This is a genomic window from archaeon, from assembly GCA_016432545.1.
Classification (GTDB): Archaea; Thermoproteota; Nitrososphaeria; order Nitrososphaerales; family Gagatemarchaeaceae; genus UBA183.
Map to the genome: position 1 here is coordinate 307,714 of CP066694.1, position 16,002 is coordinate 323,715.

At 60.8% G+C, this 16,002-nt stretch carries 16 protein-coding genes; 13 read left to right on the forward strand and 3 right to left on the reverse strand.

Features of this window, described 5'->3' with window-relative positions; all coding sequences use genetic code 11:
* Positions 1 to 22 precede the first annotated feature (22 nt).
* From HY247_01720 to HY247_01770, 11 genes are all read left to right on the forward strand, one after another.
* Positions 23 to 1,450, forward strand: coding sequence for a glycosyltransferase (locus HY247_01720; GenBank protein ID QQG49055.1), 1,428 nt, complete (start codon positions 23 to 25; stop codon positions 1,448 to 1,450).
* A 2-nt stretch (positions 1,451 to 1,452) separates the two neighbouring features.
* Complete coding sequence (locus tag HY247_01725; GenBank protein QQG49056.1) at positions 1,453 to 1,890, forward strand: hypothetical protein; 438 nt, start codon at positions 1,453 to 1,455, stop codon at positions 1,888 to 1,890.
* A gap of 66 nt (positions 1,891 to 1,956) precedes the next feature.
* Positions 1,957 to 3,075, forward strand: a complete 1,119-nt coding sequence (locus tag HY247_01730) for a DegT/DnrJ/EryC1/StrS family aminotransferase (protein QQG49057.1) — start codon at positions 1,957 to 1,959, stop codon at positions 3,073 to 3,075.
* A complete protein-coding gene (locus HY247_01735; GenBank protein ID QQG49058.1) occupies positions 3,076 to 3,801 on the forward strand; it encodes a polyprenol monophosphomannose synthase in 726 nt (241 codons plus the stop codon). It abuts the gene before it with no gap.
* A 57-nt stretch (positions 3,802 to 3,858) separates the two neighbouring features.
* Entirely contained in the window at positions 3,859 to 5,859 is a 2,001-nt protein-coding gene (acs, locus tag HY247_01740) for an acetate--CoA ligase (protein ID QQG49059.1), read from the forward strand.
* 29 nt (positions 5,860 to 5,888) lie between these two features.
* Entirely contained in the window at positions 5,889 to 6,077 is a 189-nt protein-coding gene (locus HY247_01745) for an RNA polymerase Rbp10 (protein QQG49060.1), read from the forward strand.
* 446 nt (positions 6,078 to 6,523) lie between these two features.
* Complete coding sequence (locus HY247_01750) at positions 6,524 to 7,558, forward strand: hydroxymethylglutaryl-CoA synthase (GenBank protein QQG49524.1); 1,035 nt, start codon at positions 6,524 to 6,526, stop codon at positions 7,556 to 7,558.
* Positions 7,559 to 7,566: 8 nt separating this feature from the next.
* Entirely contained in the window at positions 7,567 to 8,727 is a 1,161-nt protein-coding gene (locus HY247_01755; GenBank protein ID QQG49061.1) for a hypothetical protein, read from the forward strand.
* On the forward strand, positions 8,728 to 9,114 hold the full coding sequence (locus HY247_01760) for a Zn-ribbon domain-containing OB-fold protein (GenBank protein ID QQG49062.1): 387 nt from the start codon (positions 8,728 to 8,730) through the stop codon (positions 9,112 to 9,114). It begins immediately after the preceding gene.
* A 64-nt stretch (positions 9,115 to 9,178) separates the two neighbouring features.
* Positions 9,179 to 10,441: a sodium:proton antiporter gene (locus tag HY247_01765; protein QQG49063.1), complete on the forward strand. Its 1,263-nt coding sequence runs from the start codon at positions 9,179 to 9,181 to the stop codon at positions 10,439 to 10,441.
* Between the two features lie 33 nt (positions 10,442 to 10,474).
* Positions 10,475 to 11,935, forward strand: a complete 1,461-nt coding sequence (locus HY247_01770) for a glycine--tRNA ligase (protein QQG49064.1) — start codon at positions 10,475 to 10,477, stop codon at positions 11,933 to 11,935.
* On the opposite strand, the gene HY247_01775 is transcribed toward HY247_01770, so the two are convergent.
* Positions 11,922 to 12,722, reverse strand: a complete 801-nt coding sequence (locus tag HY247_01775; GenBank protein QQG49065.1) for a DUF92 domain-containing protein — start codon at positions 12,720 to 12,722, stop codon at positions 11,922 to 11,924. The two genes, HY247_01770 and HY247_01775, sit on opposite strands and share 14 nt — an antisense overlap.
* Before the next feature lie 128 nt (positions 12,723 to 12,850).
* Here HY247_01775 and HY247_01780 point away from each other — a divergent pair, with 128 nt between their 5' ends.
* Entirely contained in the window at positions 12,851 to 13,879 is a 1,029-nt protein-coding gene (locus HY247_01780; protein QQG49066.1) for a hypothetical protein, read from the forward strand.
* Between the two features lie 3 nt (positions 13,880 to 13,882).
* Here HY247_01780 and HY247_01785 read toward each other — a convergent pair whose 3' ends face one another.
* Together HY247_01785 and HY247_01790 are read right to left on the reverse strand one after the other, a co-directional pair.
* Positions 13,883 to 14,281, reverse strand: a complete 399-nt coding sequence (locus HY247_01785; GenBank protein ID QQG49067.1) for a hypothetical protein — start codon at positions 14,279 to 14,281, stop codon at positions 13,883 to 13,885.
* A 30-nt stretch (positions 14,282 to 14,311) separates the two neighbouring features.
* A complete protein-coding gene (locus HY247_01790) occupies positions 14,312 to 14,941 on the reverse strand; it encodes a helix-turn-helix domain-containing protein (GenBank protein QQG49525.1) in 630 nt (209 codons plus the stop codon).
* 183 nt (positions 14,942 to 15,124) lie between these two features.
* On the opposite strand from HY247_01790, the gene HY247_01795 reads away from it, so the two are divergent.
* Positions 15,125 to 15,991 (forward strand): hypothetical protein, encoded by an 867-nt coding sequence (locus HY247_01795; GenBank protein QQG49068.1) that lies wholly within the window; start codon positions 15,125 to 15,127, stop codon positions 15,989 to 15,991.
* Positions 15,992 to 16,002: the final 11 nt, after the last annotated feature.

The following is a 16,002-nucleotide window of genomic DNA, read 5'->3' on the forward strand; positions in this document are numbered from 1 at the left end:
GGAGCCCCGGAGCCCAGCACGCTTGTTCGAATTCGCGCTGCTCCTCCTCGTAGGAATCTTCAGCGCTCCGGTCTTCCTGTTCACCGCATACAGCCTTGTCCTCCTCGTGGCGAGCCTCTCTTACAAGGAAACTGGCGGGGGGACTGGGGCCTCAAAGTCGAAGAGGGTCACCGTCCTTCTTGCAGTCTACAACGAAGGGGCTGTAGTGTCTGGGTCCTTGGACGCAGTCCTGCAGCTAGAGTACCCCCCCGAGCTTCTGGATGTGGTAATCGCTGACGACTCCGACGACAGCACCAAGTCGATCGTGGACGGATATGCTGCGAAGCTTCGCGAGGCCGGCATCAAGACCTGGGTCTCCAGGAGGCCCGGGAGGCAAGGCTTCAAGGCTGGCGCTCTGAACGCAGCTGCTAGCGGCCTGGGCGGGGACTACACCCTCCTCATCGACGCAGACTCCAGGGTCTCCACGAAGGCGCTCCTCTCATCTCTGGCCGCCCTCTCCGACGGCTCGCTCTCTTTCGTGTCCTATCGGGTCGGGCACTTCAACAGGGACCTCAACCTGGTAACCAGGGCTTTCGCTCTCTTCCAGGACACAGTCGACTCGCTCCAGAAGATGGGAACGACTAGACTGCGCGCCCCCTACTCCCTTCAGGGGGGGTTCGCCCTCGTCTCCACCGCGGCGTTGGCCAAGGCAGGCTTCTGGAGAGAAGGGATACTAGCAGAGGACGCAGACCTTTCGTGCAGGCTCTTCTCGGCTGGGTTCAGGGGAGCATACCTGAGCTCCTCTGAGGTCCTCAGTGAAGACCCGTCCAGCCTCAGGGTCTGGAAGAGGCAGGCGGGGAGGGTAGCCCAGGGGTGGGCTCAGTGCCTGAGAGCCAACTTCCTCAAGATCCTGACCAGTTCCTCGCTCGGCCTTCTCCCCAAGGTGGCTCTGTTGCTCACGCTCCTCTCTCCCCTCGCAGCCCTCAGCTGGCTGGTGGTGACAATTTCTAGCGCCGTTGTACTTAGCCTGGGCCTCATCGACCAGTCGACGTCTATCTTCGCGAACCCGTTCTTCGTCTTCATGGTGACCCTCCCCGTCGTCATCTTCTATGTCGCGGGGGTACGGTCTCTGCGGTGGCGGCACAGGATGGATGCCCGCAATCTGGCAGTCCTGCCTGCCCTCTCCTACATGCTCACGAGCATGTTCACGATTTCAGCCATCTCATTCCTCGCCGGTCTCGCGGGACGGCCCGGGACCTTCTTCAGGACCCCCAAGGGCGCTGGAGCTACAGGCGCCGACAAGCAGAGGACAGAGGGGACGCCCATCCTTCTTGCCGAAGGGTCACTGTCCACCGTGGCAGTCCTCCTCTCCGTCCCGGTCTTTTTGCACGGTGGCTTCCTCCTCGGGCTCTCCCTCTTGGGGTTCGGACTGGCAACCCTGAAGTCCATGGAATTGTCGAGGCTCTTCTGAGATTGAGCCTGACCCTCCTCTTCTTCTGGATTCAGGGTGCCTTCGTCGCGCTCGCTTTCCTTGAGAGAAGCATCGAGGGAGACAAGGCGGGCGGGGAGGCGACCTGGGGATGGCGCAAGAGCATCCTCGGGTACAGGCTCAAGGAGTACCACTTCTGGCTGTGGTTCGTCGTCGTTCCGCTCTTCGTCTACTCCCCCTTGCTCGTCTTGGGGCCGGACATCAGAGCCTTCCTCGTCCTGACCTCGGCCTTTCTTGTCGGCGGGGTGCTGGAAGACTTCGTCTACTTCCTCGTGAACCCACACTATGGAATCGCAAAGTGGAACAGCAGGGACGCCAAGTGGATGCCCTGGTTCAAGCTTGGAAGGGCCGAGGTGCCTCAATTTTACGTCAGGAACCTCCTCATCTCCGCAGTCGCTCTCTACCTAGCCTTCGCATATTGAAGGCGCCATGGCGAAAAGCCGCGGCAGGCAACAGCGCTCATATAGTCACCTCTTGGACGAGAATCCATGGATGAGAAGTTCATAGCGATCAACCGACCGATACTCGGAAAAGAGGAGCGGACCTCAGTCCTGGACGTCCTGTCCAGTGGGCGCTTGAGCGACACTTCCATGGAGGGTGGCAAGTACGTAAGGGAGTTCGAGGCCAAACTCCGCGCACTCCTAGGGGCAAAGCACGCAATCGCAGTCAACTCCGGGACGGCCGCCCTCCATACAGTCTTACTCGCGCTTGGGGTAGGGCCAGGGGACGAGGTAGTAGTGCCGTCCTTCACGTTTGTCGCGACGGCCAACGTAGTCCTGGCGTGCGGAGCGCGCCCTGTCTTTGTCGACATACGCGAGGACTACAACATGGACCCAGACGCTTTCAAGGGCGCTATCACTTCCAAGACTAAGGCTGTCATCCCTGTACACCTCTATGGATACCCAGCTGACATGGACGAGATTAGAGAGACGGCCCGTACCAAGTCGGTCGCGGTCGTCGAAGACGCCGCCGAGTCGCTCGGAGCCACCTACAGAGGCAAGCAGACAGGAACCCTCTCGGACGCCGGATGCTTCAGTATGTATGCAACCAAGGTCGTCACCTCCGGAGAGGGAGGCGCAATCTCGACCGACAACGACGAGCTCGCTGAGAAGCTCAGGCTGGTGAGGAATCACGGAATGGTCCACGGCTACGACACACGGCACCTAGGGTTCAACTACAGGCTGCCAGAGCTCGCAGCGGCGCTGGCCTCCTCCCAGATGAATCGCCTTCAGGGGTTCCTGGAGGCGAGAGCGAAGAACGTCGCGGCCTTGGAAGGGTTGCTCTCAGGCACAGCAGGTTACAGGTTCACCCAGACGGGCAGCGATCGAACCCACGTTTTCTACCTGTACACCCTCTACCTGCCTCGCGGGAGAGACTCAGTACTGAAGTCTATGAATGACGCCGGCATCGGAGCCGCGGTCTACTTCAAACTCCCAGTCCACAGGACCCCTCTCTACGAGAGCATGGGCTACACTTACACGCCACTTCCGAGAACAGACGAGGCCTCTGGCCACGTGCTCTCCTTGCCCGTCCATCCAGGCCTATCTCAGGGCGATGTCTCCCGAGTGGCGGAGGGATTCAAGACCGCCATGCGCGGCGCTGCCTAGATGGCCCTCCTCTCCGCCGGGCCTTTACGGGTCTCCGTGGTCGTTCCTACCTACAACGAGCGGGAGAACGTCGCTCCCCTGGCCGAGGAGGTCCTGCGTGCCCAGGTCGAGGGGCTCGTCCTCCTGTTTGTTGACGACTCTAGTCCTGACGGAACGGGAGAAGAGTTGGCACGGCTGGCAATTCAAAGACCTTGGATCAGAGTTCATGCGCGAAACGGCAAGTTGGGCATCGGTAGCGCCTACCAGGATGGGTTCAAGGTCGCACTCTCGGAGCTTTCAGCCGACATAGTCGTCGAGATGGACGCAGACTTCCAGCATCCGCCGTCGGGGATTCCGGCCTTGGTCCGAGCCGTGCAGGAGGGTGCGGACGTTGCTGTCGGGTCGAGATACGTCCCCGGTGGCTCGGTCGTGGGATGGGGGCTCTGGCGGAGGGCTGTCAGCAGAGGCGCAAATTCTTACGCGAGGCTCATTCTCGGGCTTACAGTCAAGGACTCGACCTCGGGCTTCAGGGCATACTCGAGACGGGCCGCTGAGATAGTCAGCGCCGGGCACCTTCCCGCAAAAGGCTTCGAGTTCCAGGTCGCCTCCTTGAGGGCCTTGAAAACAGGGATGAAAATAGTGGAAATCCCCTATCAGTTCAGCGCAAGACGCGCCGGGAGTTCGAAGCTGGGCCTCAAGGACGTGGCAAAGTTCTTCGTCGCGGTTTTGAGGCTGTCCTTCTCGTAAGTCTACTCGGCTGGAAACCCTCAAAAGCTCTGGGACCGCCGAAGCGCCGAAGGAAGATTGTCGGTCAACTGGGCACTTCCATTCGAGGAGAGAATCTCAGCAGACCCCAAGTTCGCGTCGGTTTCCCCTCAAGCATACCTGACCGAGCACCAAGAGTCTCTCCTCAGAGGCCCTCAGTTCTGGGAAGACGTTGCTGCCGAGCTCGAGTGGTTCAAGCGCTGGGACGTCGCCCTCGATGCGTCCGACCCCCCCTTCTTCAAGTGGTTCCGCGGCGGCGAGCTCAACGCCTCATACCTCTGCGTCGACCGGAACATCGAGCTGGGAAGAGGCAAGAGGACGGCTCTGATCTGGGAGGGCGAGAGGATGGACCCCTCGGGCCGACCCGATGTCAGGACTCTGACCTACGACCAGCTGTCGGTGGACGTCAACAGGGCGGCACGGATGCTCGCCGAGAACTACGGAGTGCGGAGGGGCGACACGGTCGGGTTCTACATGCCGATGCTCCTCGAATTTCCCACTCTGATCCTCGCTTCCGCCAGGCTCGGGGCCAGGTTCACTGTCGTGTTCTCGGGCTTCAGCTCGGAGTCTCTCTCCGAGAGGCTGACAGACTCCGACGCCCGGGTCCTCATCACCGCGGACGAGGGCCTGCGACGAGGGGCAGTCATCCCTCTGAAGAAGATCGCCGACAAGGCTCTCGAGAGTGCTAGGGGCGTGGAAGGGTGTCTAGTGGTCAGGAGGACGGGAGGTGACGTGCCCATGAAGGAAGGGCGAGATCGATTCTATTCAGACGCACTCGCTGAAGTCCCACAGAACTCGGTGGTCGCGCCAGTAAGGATGAAGTCGGAAGACCCTCTATTCATCCTCCACACTTCCGGGACGACAGGACGGCCGAAGGGTCAGGTGCACGACACGGGTGGGTACCTCACGCTGCTGCACGCCACGATGAAGTGGGTCTTCGACCTCAAGGAGTCAGACATCTACTGGTGCACCGCAGACATAGGATGGATAACCGGCCACTCATACGTGGTCTTCGGCCCTCTGCTGGAGGGTGGGACCACCTTGATGTACGAAGGAGCCCTCGACTTCCCACAGCCGGACAGGTGGGCATCCATAATCGAGGGGCACGGAGTCTCGATCTTCTACACCTCCCCGACCGCCATCAGGTCCTTCATGAAGAACGGGGAGTCGTGGGTCGAGAAGCACGACACCACTAGCGTCAGGATCCTCCACTCGGTCGGCGAACCGATCAACCCCGAAGCGTTCCGGTGGCTCCACCGGCTGGTCGGAAGAGGCTCCGTACCGTTCGGTAGCACCTGGTGGATGACGGAGACCGGGGGCATCATGGTCTCCCTTCTCCCCGGAAAGGCCCTGGTCCCCATGAAGCCGGGCGCGAACGGATTCCCAATCCCAGGAATAGACGTCGAGGTTGTGGACGAGGAAGGGCACCCCTCTCAAGCCCTTGAGCGGGGATTTCTTGTCATCCGAAAGCCGTGGCCGGGCATGCCCCTGACCATCAACAAAGACCCCGCGAGGTACAAGCAAGTCTATTTCTCGAGATTCCCTGGGGCGTTCTTCGCAGGCGACTACGCGGTCAAGGACACTGACGGGTATCTCTGGGTCCTCGGCAGGGCGGACGAGGTCATCAAGGTCGCGGGGCACCGGCTTGGGACCTACGAGATCGAGTCCGCGCTCGTCCAGCACCCGGCGGTCGCCGAAGCGGCTGTCGTCGGGGTCCCGGACGACCTCCGCGGCGAAGTACCGGTCGGGTTCGTCATCCTAAAGGTCGGCGAGGCCCCGACGCAGGACCTCAAGCTGGAGCTCAGCGCCTTGGTGCGAGAGAAGGTGGGGCCTGTCGCAAACCTCAAGGAGGTCATCTTCGTTTCCAAGCTGCCGAAGACAAGGAGCGCGAAGATAATGCGCAGGGTTGTCCGGTCTGTGGTCTCAGGAGCTACGGTAGGCGACGTCAGCACCCTCGAAGACGAGGCCTCTGTGGAGGAGGTGAAAGCGGCCTTCGACGCCCTCCAAGAGGAGGTTGCTCGTGGAAGACGGGAAAAATAGAAATACGAGGCGGCGGAGCGACGCTTGATTTGTCAGTAGAACCCCCCAAGGAGCAGCCGGCCAAGGTCTTCAGCGCGGCCGTCTACGAATGCGTTAGATGCGGAACCCGCACCACCCAGGAAGAGCTCTCGAAGCTGCCTGAGGTGAAGTGCATCTGCGGCTATCGCGTCTTCAGGAAAGCAAGGCCCTCCGTAGTCAAGCAAATCAAAGCGATCTAGGCAAAGGCCCGGCGGAGGCCCCCCTACTGGAGGCCCGACGTCCTACTGCACCCATCTGAAGGGAAGAGATAGCCGAACCCGAGGACGAAGGCCCCGCCCACGCCCAAAGTCGCTAGCGCCAATGAAACTAGCCCAGAACCTCTTCCTTCGGCAGGGCCGCAATAGACCAAGATAGTTGGCCCGATTGTCGGAACGACAGGGACCAAGAAGAAGACGAGTAGGCCTGACAATACCACCGCAGTATACCTTCGCCTTCGATTCATCGAGCCTATTTGACAACGGCGCACTCTTCCTAATGGGAGTTATGCTGCTGAAAGGTGGTCTGTTTCGCACTGAGAACCTAGGGAGTTTCAACTCTTCGACATTTGCCTATCCCCTGCGGCCCTTATTGACTAATGATTTATGTAGCGGAACCCGTCGGCCAAGTCGATTCTCAGTTGCACCTGATGCAGAGCAAGACAAGGGCGGCGATACACGGGTATGGCGCCTACATCCCATACTACAGGCTCCCGACGACCGAGATAGCAAGGGTCTGGAAGGGCGGAGGGTCGGGGCCCAACGTCGAAAAGACGGTCGCGTCGATGGACGAGGACACGGTCACAATGGCGATTGAGGCATCCCGGCAGGCCGTCCGTATGGCGGGAACAAAGTCCTTGGGGGCCGTCTTCGTGGGCACCGAGTCCAAACCCTACGCAGTCAAGCCTACCAGCACCATGGTCGCCCAGGCGCTCGGACAACACCACACCCTCGCAGCGGACCTCGAGTTCGCCTGCAAGGCAGGCACAGAAGCCATCCAGGTGATAACGGGGCTCGTGGGCTCCGGGATGATTGACTCTGGCCTAGCGATCGGGATGGACACCGCTCAGGGCAGACCGGGGGACGACCTGGAGTATACCGCAGCCAGCGGCGGAGCCGCATACGTGATCGGGAAGAACGACAAGAGGGCGATCGCGGTCATCGACTGCAGCACGTCCTTCGTCTCGGACACCGGGGACTTTTGGAGGAGGGCGCAGGAGAAGTACCCGAGGCACCTCTCGAGATTCACGGGAGAGCCGGCATACTTCTTTCACATCGAGAGCTCAGTGCGGACGCTCTTCAAGGAGACTGGACACAAGCCGTCAGACTTCAAGTACGCAGTCTTCCACCAGCCCAATCCCCGCTTTCCGGTCGAAGTAGCCTCGCGGCTCGGTTTTTCGATGGAGCAGATCAAGACCGGGCTCCTGAACCCCATGATAGGCAACACCTATGCAGGAAGCTCTCCCATAGGCCTGGCGGCCGTCCTGGACGAGGCCCAGCCTGGGGACAAGATCCTTCTGGCGAGCTTCGGGTCAGGCGCAGGCTCAGACGCCTTCTGCATCGAGGTCAAGGATGGCATAACGAGGACCCGCGGCCTGAACCCCACCGTCAAGTCGATGATGGCCAGGGGCAGCAAGATAGACTACTCTACCTACTCCAAGTTCAGGGACAAGCTCCAGAAATAGGCGATCGATTGGCAAAGTCAAAGGCATACGTGTCCTCAGTGGGCTTCACAAGGGTGGGCGACCACTGGGAGAGGTCGATCCTTGACCTGGCTGTCGAGGCTTCCAGGAAGGCCCTTGCCGGGACAAGGGTAAGGCCGCAGCTGATAGTCGTCGGCAACATGTTCAGCTCAGTGGGGTCGGGCCAGGAGCACCTGGGTGCGATGCTGGCCAGCGCCCTCGGCCTCTCGGGAGTCGCTGCCTACAAGGTCGAGGCTGCGTGCTCCTCCGGGGCGACGGCCTTCAATGTAGCCTTCAACCTGGTCCGCTCTCATGCCGTCGACTCGGCCCTTGTGGTAGGGGTGGAGAAGATGCGAGACCTTGAGCCCGAGGAGGTCTCTCAGGCCCTTTCGATGGCAGAGTCAGCCGAGTACACCCAGTTCGTGGGAGCGACCTTCGCCTCCCTCAACGGACTGCTCGCAAGATATTACATGGAGAAGGAAGGGGTGACGAGAGACGAACTGAGCGCCATCCCGGTCCTCGACCACCTCAACGCAGTCTCGGCCGAACACGCACAGTTCAGGAAGGCGATCTCTCCCGAGGTCGTGGGCCGCTCCAGCATGGTGGCAGACCCCCTGAGGCTCTTCGACTGCGCCCCGGTCGGGGACGGGGCTGCGGCAGCCCTCGTGGTGGGGGACGGCGGCGCTTCGCGTACCAAGAAGGGCCTGATGGAGGTGATGGGAGCGAAGGTCTCGACCGCCGAGTTCAGCATGTACGAGAGAGATGACATGCTCGACTTCCGCGCGACGCGCGCTGCGTTCGAGGGTGCGGTCAAGGACTCAGGAGTCCCGAGAAAGAAGATCGACGCGCTCGAGATCCACGACGCCTTCTCGGTCGTCGGCGCACTCTCCCTCGAGGCCATGGGGTTCTCCAAAAGGGGAATGGGCGCCAAGGACGCGAAAGCGGGCAAGTTCTCCAGGGGCTCGGAGATCCCAATCAACACCTTCGGAGGCCTGAAGGCCAGGGGGCACCCGGTCGGAGCCACCGGCATGTACCAGATTGCGGAGGCCTACATGCAGCTCACAGACTCGGCGGGCAAGAACCAGGTGGAGGGGGCCGAGCACGTCCTGACGCAGAACGTGGGCGGCGTCGATACTACGAGCGCGGTGCACGTCTTCGGGAGGGCGGCGTAGGTGACGATACAGTACTGGAGGATCAGGGACCGATACTACCGGCTCATCGGCTCGAAGTGCCAGAACTGCGGCGACGAATTCTTCCCGCCGGTCTACAGATGCAGGGGATGCGGGTCCGAAAAGATCAAGGACAAAGAGATGCCCAAGACCGGCAAGATCCTCACGTACACGCAACTCCACGAGCCTCTTCCTGGGTTCGAGGCCCAGGCGCCGTACTACCTCGCGGTCGTAAGGCTCTCCAACGGGGCGCGCGTCCTCAGCCAGGTCGTCGACTCCCCTGCCGAGAAGGTCAGGACCGGCGCCAAGGTCTCAGCCACCGTGAGGAGGGTCCGCGTCGACGGGGACTCGGGACAGATAGTCTACGGTTACAAGTTCGTCGTGTCGTAGGAGCGCCAAGGCGGAGAACCCCGCCGAAAGTTGAAAGACAAGAACCAATCAAGGTAGGGGTCGGATGGTCCCGCTTCAACTCGTCTTCGCCGCATTCCTTGCCATCAGCCTTGTTGCCTCCGTTGTTTCCAGGAAGACCAGGACCCCATACACCATCCTGCTCGTTCTGATCGGAATCGCTCTGACAACCTCCGCCGATCCAGCTCTCCAGGGGGTCCAACAGGAACTCCAGAGACTCTCAGTAGGCGGCCTCTTCGTGGGGCTCGTGCTCCCGCCACTGCTCTTCGAGAGCATGATGAGCATCAGGACCGAAGAATTCAGGGCCGTCTCCAGGCCGGCGATCGTGCTGGCGACCGTCGGGGTCGTGGTCGCCGCGGTAGTCGGCGGGCTGATCGTATGGAAGTTCATGGGCCTGCCGTGGTACAGCGCCTTCATCTTCGGAGCCATCATAGCCCCGACCGACGTCGCCACCGTGCTTGAGGTCTTCCGGAGGACGGTCGTCCCGGCAAGACTTGCCACTCTCCTTGAGACCGAATCTGTCTTCAACGACGCGACAGGGATAGTCCTGCTAACGGTCTTCCTAGCGTCCCTCGAAGCTTCGGGGCCTATCCTCCTCGGCGCGGTCAGCACCTTCATCTTCGTAATGGGAGGCGGCGCGTTGATCGGGCTCGGGGTGGCGTGGGGTGCCCGCCAAGTCCAGCGCGAGGCTTCGGACCCACTCTCCCAGATCGTGCTTACGATGGCCGCCGTCTACGGCGCCTACGGGCTGGCGACAGCTGCAGGGGTCTCGGGGCTGATCGCGGTCGCAGTCACAGGGCTCCTCTACGGGAACACCGTCCTCTTCAGGATAGAGAGAAGAGACACTGAGGAGGCCACCAGACAGTTTTGGGGCGTCCTCGCCTTCATGGCCAATACCGTCGCCTTCCTCTTCATCGGACTCAGCACGAACATCCTGAGCCTGATCTCGAGCGGAGCGGCAATCCTCATCGCCTATGCGGTCGTCATAGTGGCAAGGTTCGCCTCCGTGTATCCCATACTAGGAGTCTGGCACGCGATCGGCCCGAGGCTTCCCTGGGCGTGGAGGAACGTAGCCATGATCGGTGGCATGAGAGGGGCGCTCTCCATAGTCTTGGTATCCACGCTGGACCCTTTACTGCCCGGGCGGGACCTGATTGTCAACATGACCTTCGGGGTGGTCATCCTCTCGGTCCTCCTCCAGGGCCCCTTGCTCTCCGCCTATGCCTCACGGGTCTTCGGGAAGCAACAGACGCTGGCCGAGGCTACGGAAGAAGCGCCTCAGCAGAAGCCCTCTGAGACGCTCGCATAGCATATATTCCCACTCCGGAAGGACGGGCTACCCATGTCATTCGAGGACGTCACCCGCTTGGCGCAACAGAAGGGGTACTTCTTCAAGTCCGCAGACTCCTACCCCAACTCCCCCGCCGGATTCCTCGACTACGGCCCGCTGGGAGTAGGGCTCAGGAACAACTTCGTCGACCTCTGGAGGAGGATGGTAGTCAAAGCAGACGGCATGCTGGAGATAGACGGGTCGCAGATCCTGCCGCGCCAGGTCTTCGAGGCATCGGGCCACCTGACCAACTTCACAGACCCCTTCGTGAAGTGCTCGAAGTGCGGGTCGGTCTTCAGGCCCGACAAGCTCCTCGAAGAGAAGACGAAGGAACAGGTCCCGGAGAAGCTCTCAGACCAAGAGTACGACTCGATGATGGAAGAGAAGGGCGTCAAGTGCCTAAGGTGCGGCTCGCGGCTCGCAGGGACCAGTCGGTTCAACATGATGTTTCGGCTCGGCGTGGGCCCCGGGCTCGAAGAAGCATACCTGAGGCCAGAGACTTGCCAGAGCATCTTCGTGGACTTTCCGTTCCTCTTCAAGACGCAGCGCGTGAAGCTCCCAGTCGGAGTAGCTCAGTTCGGGCGGAGCTTCAGGAACGAGATCGCTCCTAGGCAGGGGCTCCTGCGAATGCGCGAGCTCAACCAGGCGGAGGTCGAGGTCTTCTTCAACCCCGGGAGGCCGGACGCGCGCCGCTTCGAGTCAACGAGAGAGGAGGTCTTGCCCTTCATGGACGCAGAGGGGAGGACTTCTGCGCAGACCACAACGGAGGGGCTCAAGTCGGGCATCCTGCCGAATCCGCTGGTCGGCCACTATCTTGCCCTCCTTCTGCGGCTCTTCGAGGCCACGGGCATAGGCCGGGAACTCCTGAGGTTCCGGATGCTGTCGGCGAAGGACAGGGCCTTCTACTCGGCCGCGGGGTACGACCTCGAGGCGAAGCTGTCCGTGGGGTGGGTCGAGCTCGTGGCGTGCAACTACCGGGGTGACTACGACCTCGGGCGGCACTCGAAGGTGAGCGGCTCCGACTTCACGGTCGACGACGCGGGCGAGAAGGTCCTTCCCCACGTCTTCGAGCTTTCGCTGGGGGTCGACAGGACCGTCTACGCGATGCTAGAGACCTCCTTGAAGACGACGGGGGACCGGAAGTCTCTTTCGTTGAAGCCGTACCTGGCCCCGCTCAAGGCAGGCATCTTCCCGCTCGTCAACAAGGACGGACTCGACGGGAGGGCCATGGAGATCTTTGAGGAGCTCAAGGAGTCTCTCGACGTCTTTTACGACGATTCAGGCTCAATCGGCAGACGGTACGCCAGGGCCGACGAGGCGGGCGTCCCCTTCTGCCTAACCGTAGACTACGACACGATGAAGGACCAGACGGTCACGCTCAGGGATCGCGACACCCGGGCGCAAGAGAGGGTAGGGGTGGCCGACCTGCCTGAAAAGATGGCGAAGCTGTGCAAATTCCCTAGGCGACGCTGAGCAGAGAGAATGCGGCGACGGCAGCCAGTGCTCCGACCCCCGTTGCCGCAAGATTGACTACATTGTTCTCTATGAATCTTGAACCGGCGTTCATGCGGGTCGGCTCACCGCAGTGCCTGAGAGCCTCCGACGGCTTCAGGCAGACTCTGCAGAATCCAGTCCTCTGAACGGCAGCTCCGAGGATGCTGTCGAAGACCGCTCCCACAAGGCCCGAAAGGAAGCACACGAAGACGACCAGCCAGCCCCCCGGCCCGACTCCCAGAGCTAGGGCTATCGTGCCGATCACTCCAGCCGCGAATCCCGCGCCAAGGAAACCGAGCGGCGAGACCCCTCCGGACGTCCCGGGCCTGACGGTCTTCATCGGGTCAGTGATCAGGCGCGGCGCCATCCTGCTGAGCAGGCCTACCTCGGTCGCGGCAGTGTCAGCTGCCGAGCCTGAGACAGCGCCCAAGAAGAGTACTGCAAGGAGAGGAGATGAAGAGAAGAAGCTCGCTGCCGCGATTACGGAAGAGACCCCACCGTTCGCGATTATGTTGGGCCAGTTCCTTGCGCCTCCCTTGTCCTGCGCGCCGCCCAGGGCCTTCTTGTAGCCATACCTGTAGAGTGTGAAGACTACTCCCAGGATGAAGAAGACGGCAACGACGATGAACCATCTGATCCCGCCCCCGTAGATTATCGCCAATCCCACCGCGACCGACGCCAGAAAGCCCCTCGCATCAATGGTATCGAACAGGACAGCGGCGGAAGCGACTGCCAGGACGATGAACAACTCGACCACGTAACCCACGAGAGTAAGCAAAATCGGGCTCGCGCCCCGCTTGAACGTAAAAACCCTTCCAGGGTCCCGTTGACTGGCGGGTTGCAGAGGCTCCTCTGCCTTCGCGCTTTATACTCATGTGGGAGAAGCCTAGCCTGTTGACGAAGGTACTGTACGGCGTGAGCCCCATCGGGCTCGGGCACGCCACCAGGTCAGAGGTGGTCGGGAGGAAGCTGGTTGAGGCGGGCATCGACTTGGAGTTCTTCTCGGGCGGGCACGCGGTTTCCTTTCTCAGGTCGAGGGGGTTCGTCTGCCACGACATAGTCTCAGATGCGGGCCCCGAAGTGGTCGGCGGTGAAATGAAGCGGACTTCTCTTTGGTACCTTCGCTCGTGGAGAGGGCTCAAGAGGACTACCAGGCACGCACGGAAGCTCCTGGCCGAGAAGAGACCCGATCTTGTCGTCGGCGACGAAGAGTTCTCCGGGGTCTCAATCGCGGTCGAGTCTGGACTCAAGCACGCTTTCATCTCGGACGAACTCGAACTGGGATTCGCAAGAACGGGACTAGCCCGCGCAGTCGAGTCCAGGGTGTACAGATGGTACAAGTCATTTCAGGAAAAGTGCGACTTACTTATCGTCCCGGAGGAAGGTGAGGACGCGGGCAACCTCAGGTTCGTAGGGCCAATCGTCAGGGAAGTCACGGAGACCAAGGAGGAGCTCTTCGCAGAGCACGGGTTCCCGAAGGAGAGGATGGTCCTCTGCAGCATGAGCGGCAGCGGGATTGGGGACTTCCTCCTCAACAGGCTCGTCGAGACGCTCGGAACTGGTCGGCTGAATGGCTGGTTCCTCGCGGTCTCCGGGAACAGGGGCACTCTAGCTTCGCGCACAGGGGTCTTCGACTTGGGGCTCGTCTCCGACAATCAGAATCTTATCGCCGCCGCCGACCTGGTGGTCTCGACCGCCGGAAAGAGCACAATCGACGAAGCTGCCTCCGCCGGGACTCCAATTATCTCGATCCCGATAAAGAACCACGCCGAACAGGAGAGGAATGCAGCTGCGCTCGGCTACCGACACTCCGACCTCTACAGGCTGTCCGAGCTGATTTCCATGAAATTAGGGAGGAGGGAGGTGCCCCGACGCTTCGAAGGCGGCGATAGGACCTCCCAGTTGATTCTATCTCTGCTCTGACCCTTAGACGAACCTGTTGATCAGCAGGAAGATGCCGAAGAACAGCGTCGGATAGTCGTCGCCGAGGTCTTCTGAGGTGGTCTCTCCAGTCATCCCCGCCAACGTCACAATAGCGGTGATGATCAATATCACAGCGAGGACCGCCATGATGTTGTTCACCATCTTGAGGTCCTTCGTGGACGTCTTCTTCCACCACAGGAGCAAGACCGCGACTGCGACCACGACCAGTGCAATCCCGATGTAGTTGTCTAGGACATGGCTGAATTCGTCGGATTCAGTCGAGAGTGTTTGAGAGATCGCGACCCCGAAGAAGACCCAGAAGAAGCCAGAGACTCGGCGCCTTCCTATCTCTTTGAGCCATTCTTTGTCAGGCATCATTGAAGCTGAGCTTTCAGTGCCCATTTTCGACCTCAGCTTCTTCGGGTTTCGTATTTAAGACTGAGCGGAGTCCGCGACCTTCCTTAGCGAGGATATCATGACCTCCTCGGAGACCGAACCCGACAGCGCGAGGACTATGCCCTCCCTCCGAGCCAAGTCTACGGCCAACGGATCCACGTCACTCGGCCCGTGTATCACGACTACCCTCGGCTTCAGCTGTGAGACCCTGATCGCCACCAGCGGGCTCCTCCCCATTCCTACCTTTGTGAAGACTATCGCCCTCTCCGTCGTAGCACCGAAGATCCTGTAGAAGTCGTAGCCCGAAAGCGCGTAGATGGTCTTGATGCTGTCGACTACGGTGTACCCGTAGAGCCTCACCGACTTCTCGTCCCCCACGAGGACCTTTGCCTGAACGGCCTGGAGGATCTTGGACGCCTCGACCGGGGTCTGGAACTCCCCGATCGCGAGGATCGCTTCGTCTTTCTCGCTCGAGACCAGCTTCGCGACGACCCTCCCCTCCGCCTCGTCGAGCCTAACGAGCGCCTGTACGTACTTCTTCACGAACTGCACACCGGGTGAAGGCCTCCTGCCGCTTTCGTAGTCGCTAAGGACTGAAGGGGAGATCTTCAGTGTCCGAGCGAGCAAAACCTGTCGGATGCCGAGCTTCTCCCTCCATGCTTTCATGGCTTTACCCGGGTCGGGGCTGGACACGACGTCCCCTGCGATCTTCGCCAGGGCGTCCCCGCCTCTTCGTTCCAAGCTAGTTAGTCGTTTGACTAATCGATTTTAAGTGTTTAACGAATCGCTCATGCTCAAGGCGTTGAGTCTTCTTGAAATATCTCGAAGAGCTACGGGGGAAGAGTCAGTTTGAGGCCAAAGGGATTCCTCTTGGGAGCCCTGATACTGGGCGCGACGGTCCCCGCCTTCTTGGCCTCGACGATCGTGCCCGTGTTTCCAAAGCTGGAGGCCTGCCAATACGGCGACAACTCCTGCGTAAACCGAGTGCTCGCGGCATGGCCCGCTTACAACTCGGCAGTACTCGCGAAGTCAGAACTCGAAGCCATCTCGGTGTGCTGCGCAATCGCGGGTGTAGTCGCGATTGCAGTCTTCGGGCGGAGGCTCCTCGCGGTCGGCCTTTCCTTGGCCGGTGCAACAGGCACCGCATATTGGATCCGGGGCCTCTGGCTCGGGAGGATCACTCAGAATTGGTGGGGGACCTTGGGGCTAGAGGTCGCTGAGTCAGCGCTGCTCGGCACTGTCCTCTACCTCGCTTGGGGCCGGGTACGGATACGGAGGCTCGAGGTTCGCCTGCCACGGGTCGCTGAGCTGGGTGCCTTTTGTTTTGGCATAGCGGCACTATCAGTGTGGACCATCTACGCAGGTGAGGCGGCTCTTCTCTTCTTCCGCAGGTGGTACTACATTCCCCTCTTGTCCAGGTACGACTTCGGAGTCGCAGGGCTGATCGCGGTGGTTTCTCTCAGCCTCGCATTCGTGCTCCTCACCATCTCAGAGTCGAACAGAGTCCCGGTCCCGGTCGCCTTCAGGAGGGTCTCTCTCGTGGTCTCCAGCTTTGCGTTCGTCTTCTTCCTCTGCATCCTTGCTTTCGACACCGACGAGCTCCTGTCGCACGTCGTCAATCAAGTATCTTTCCTTGCCGTCCAAGGGGTCCCCCTCGTAAACAACGTACTCGGGCTAGCCGTGACGGGCGTAGTCATCGTGCGTTCAAGGTGGTGACGGGAACGTTA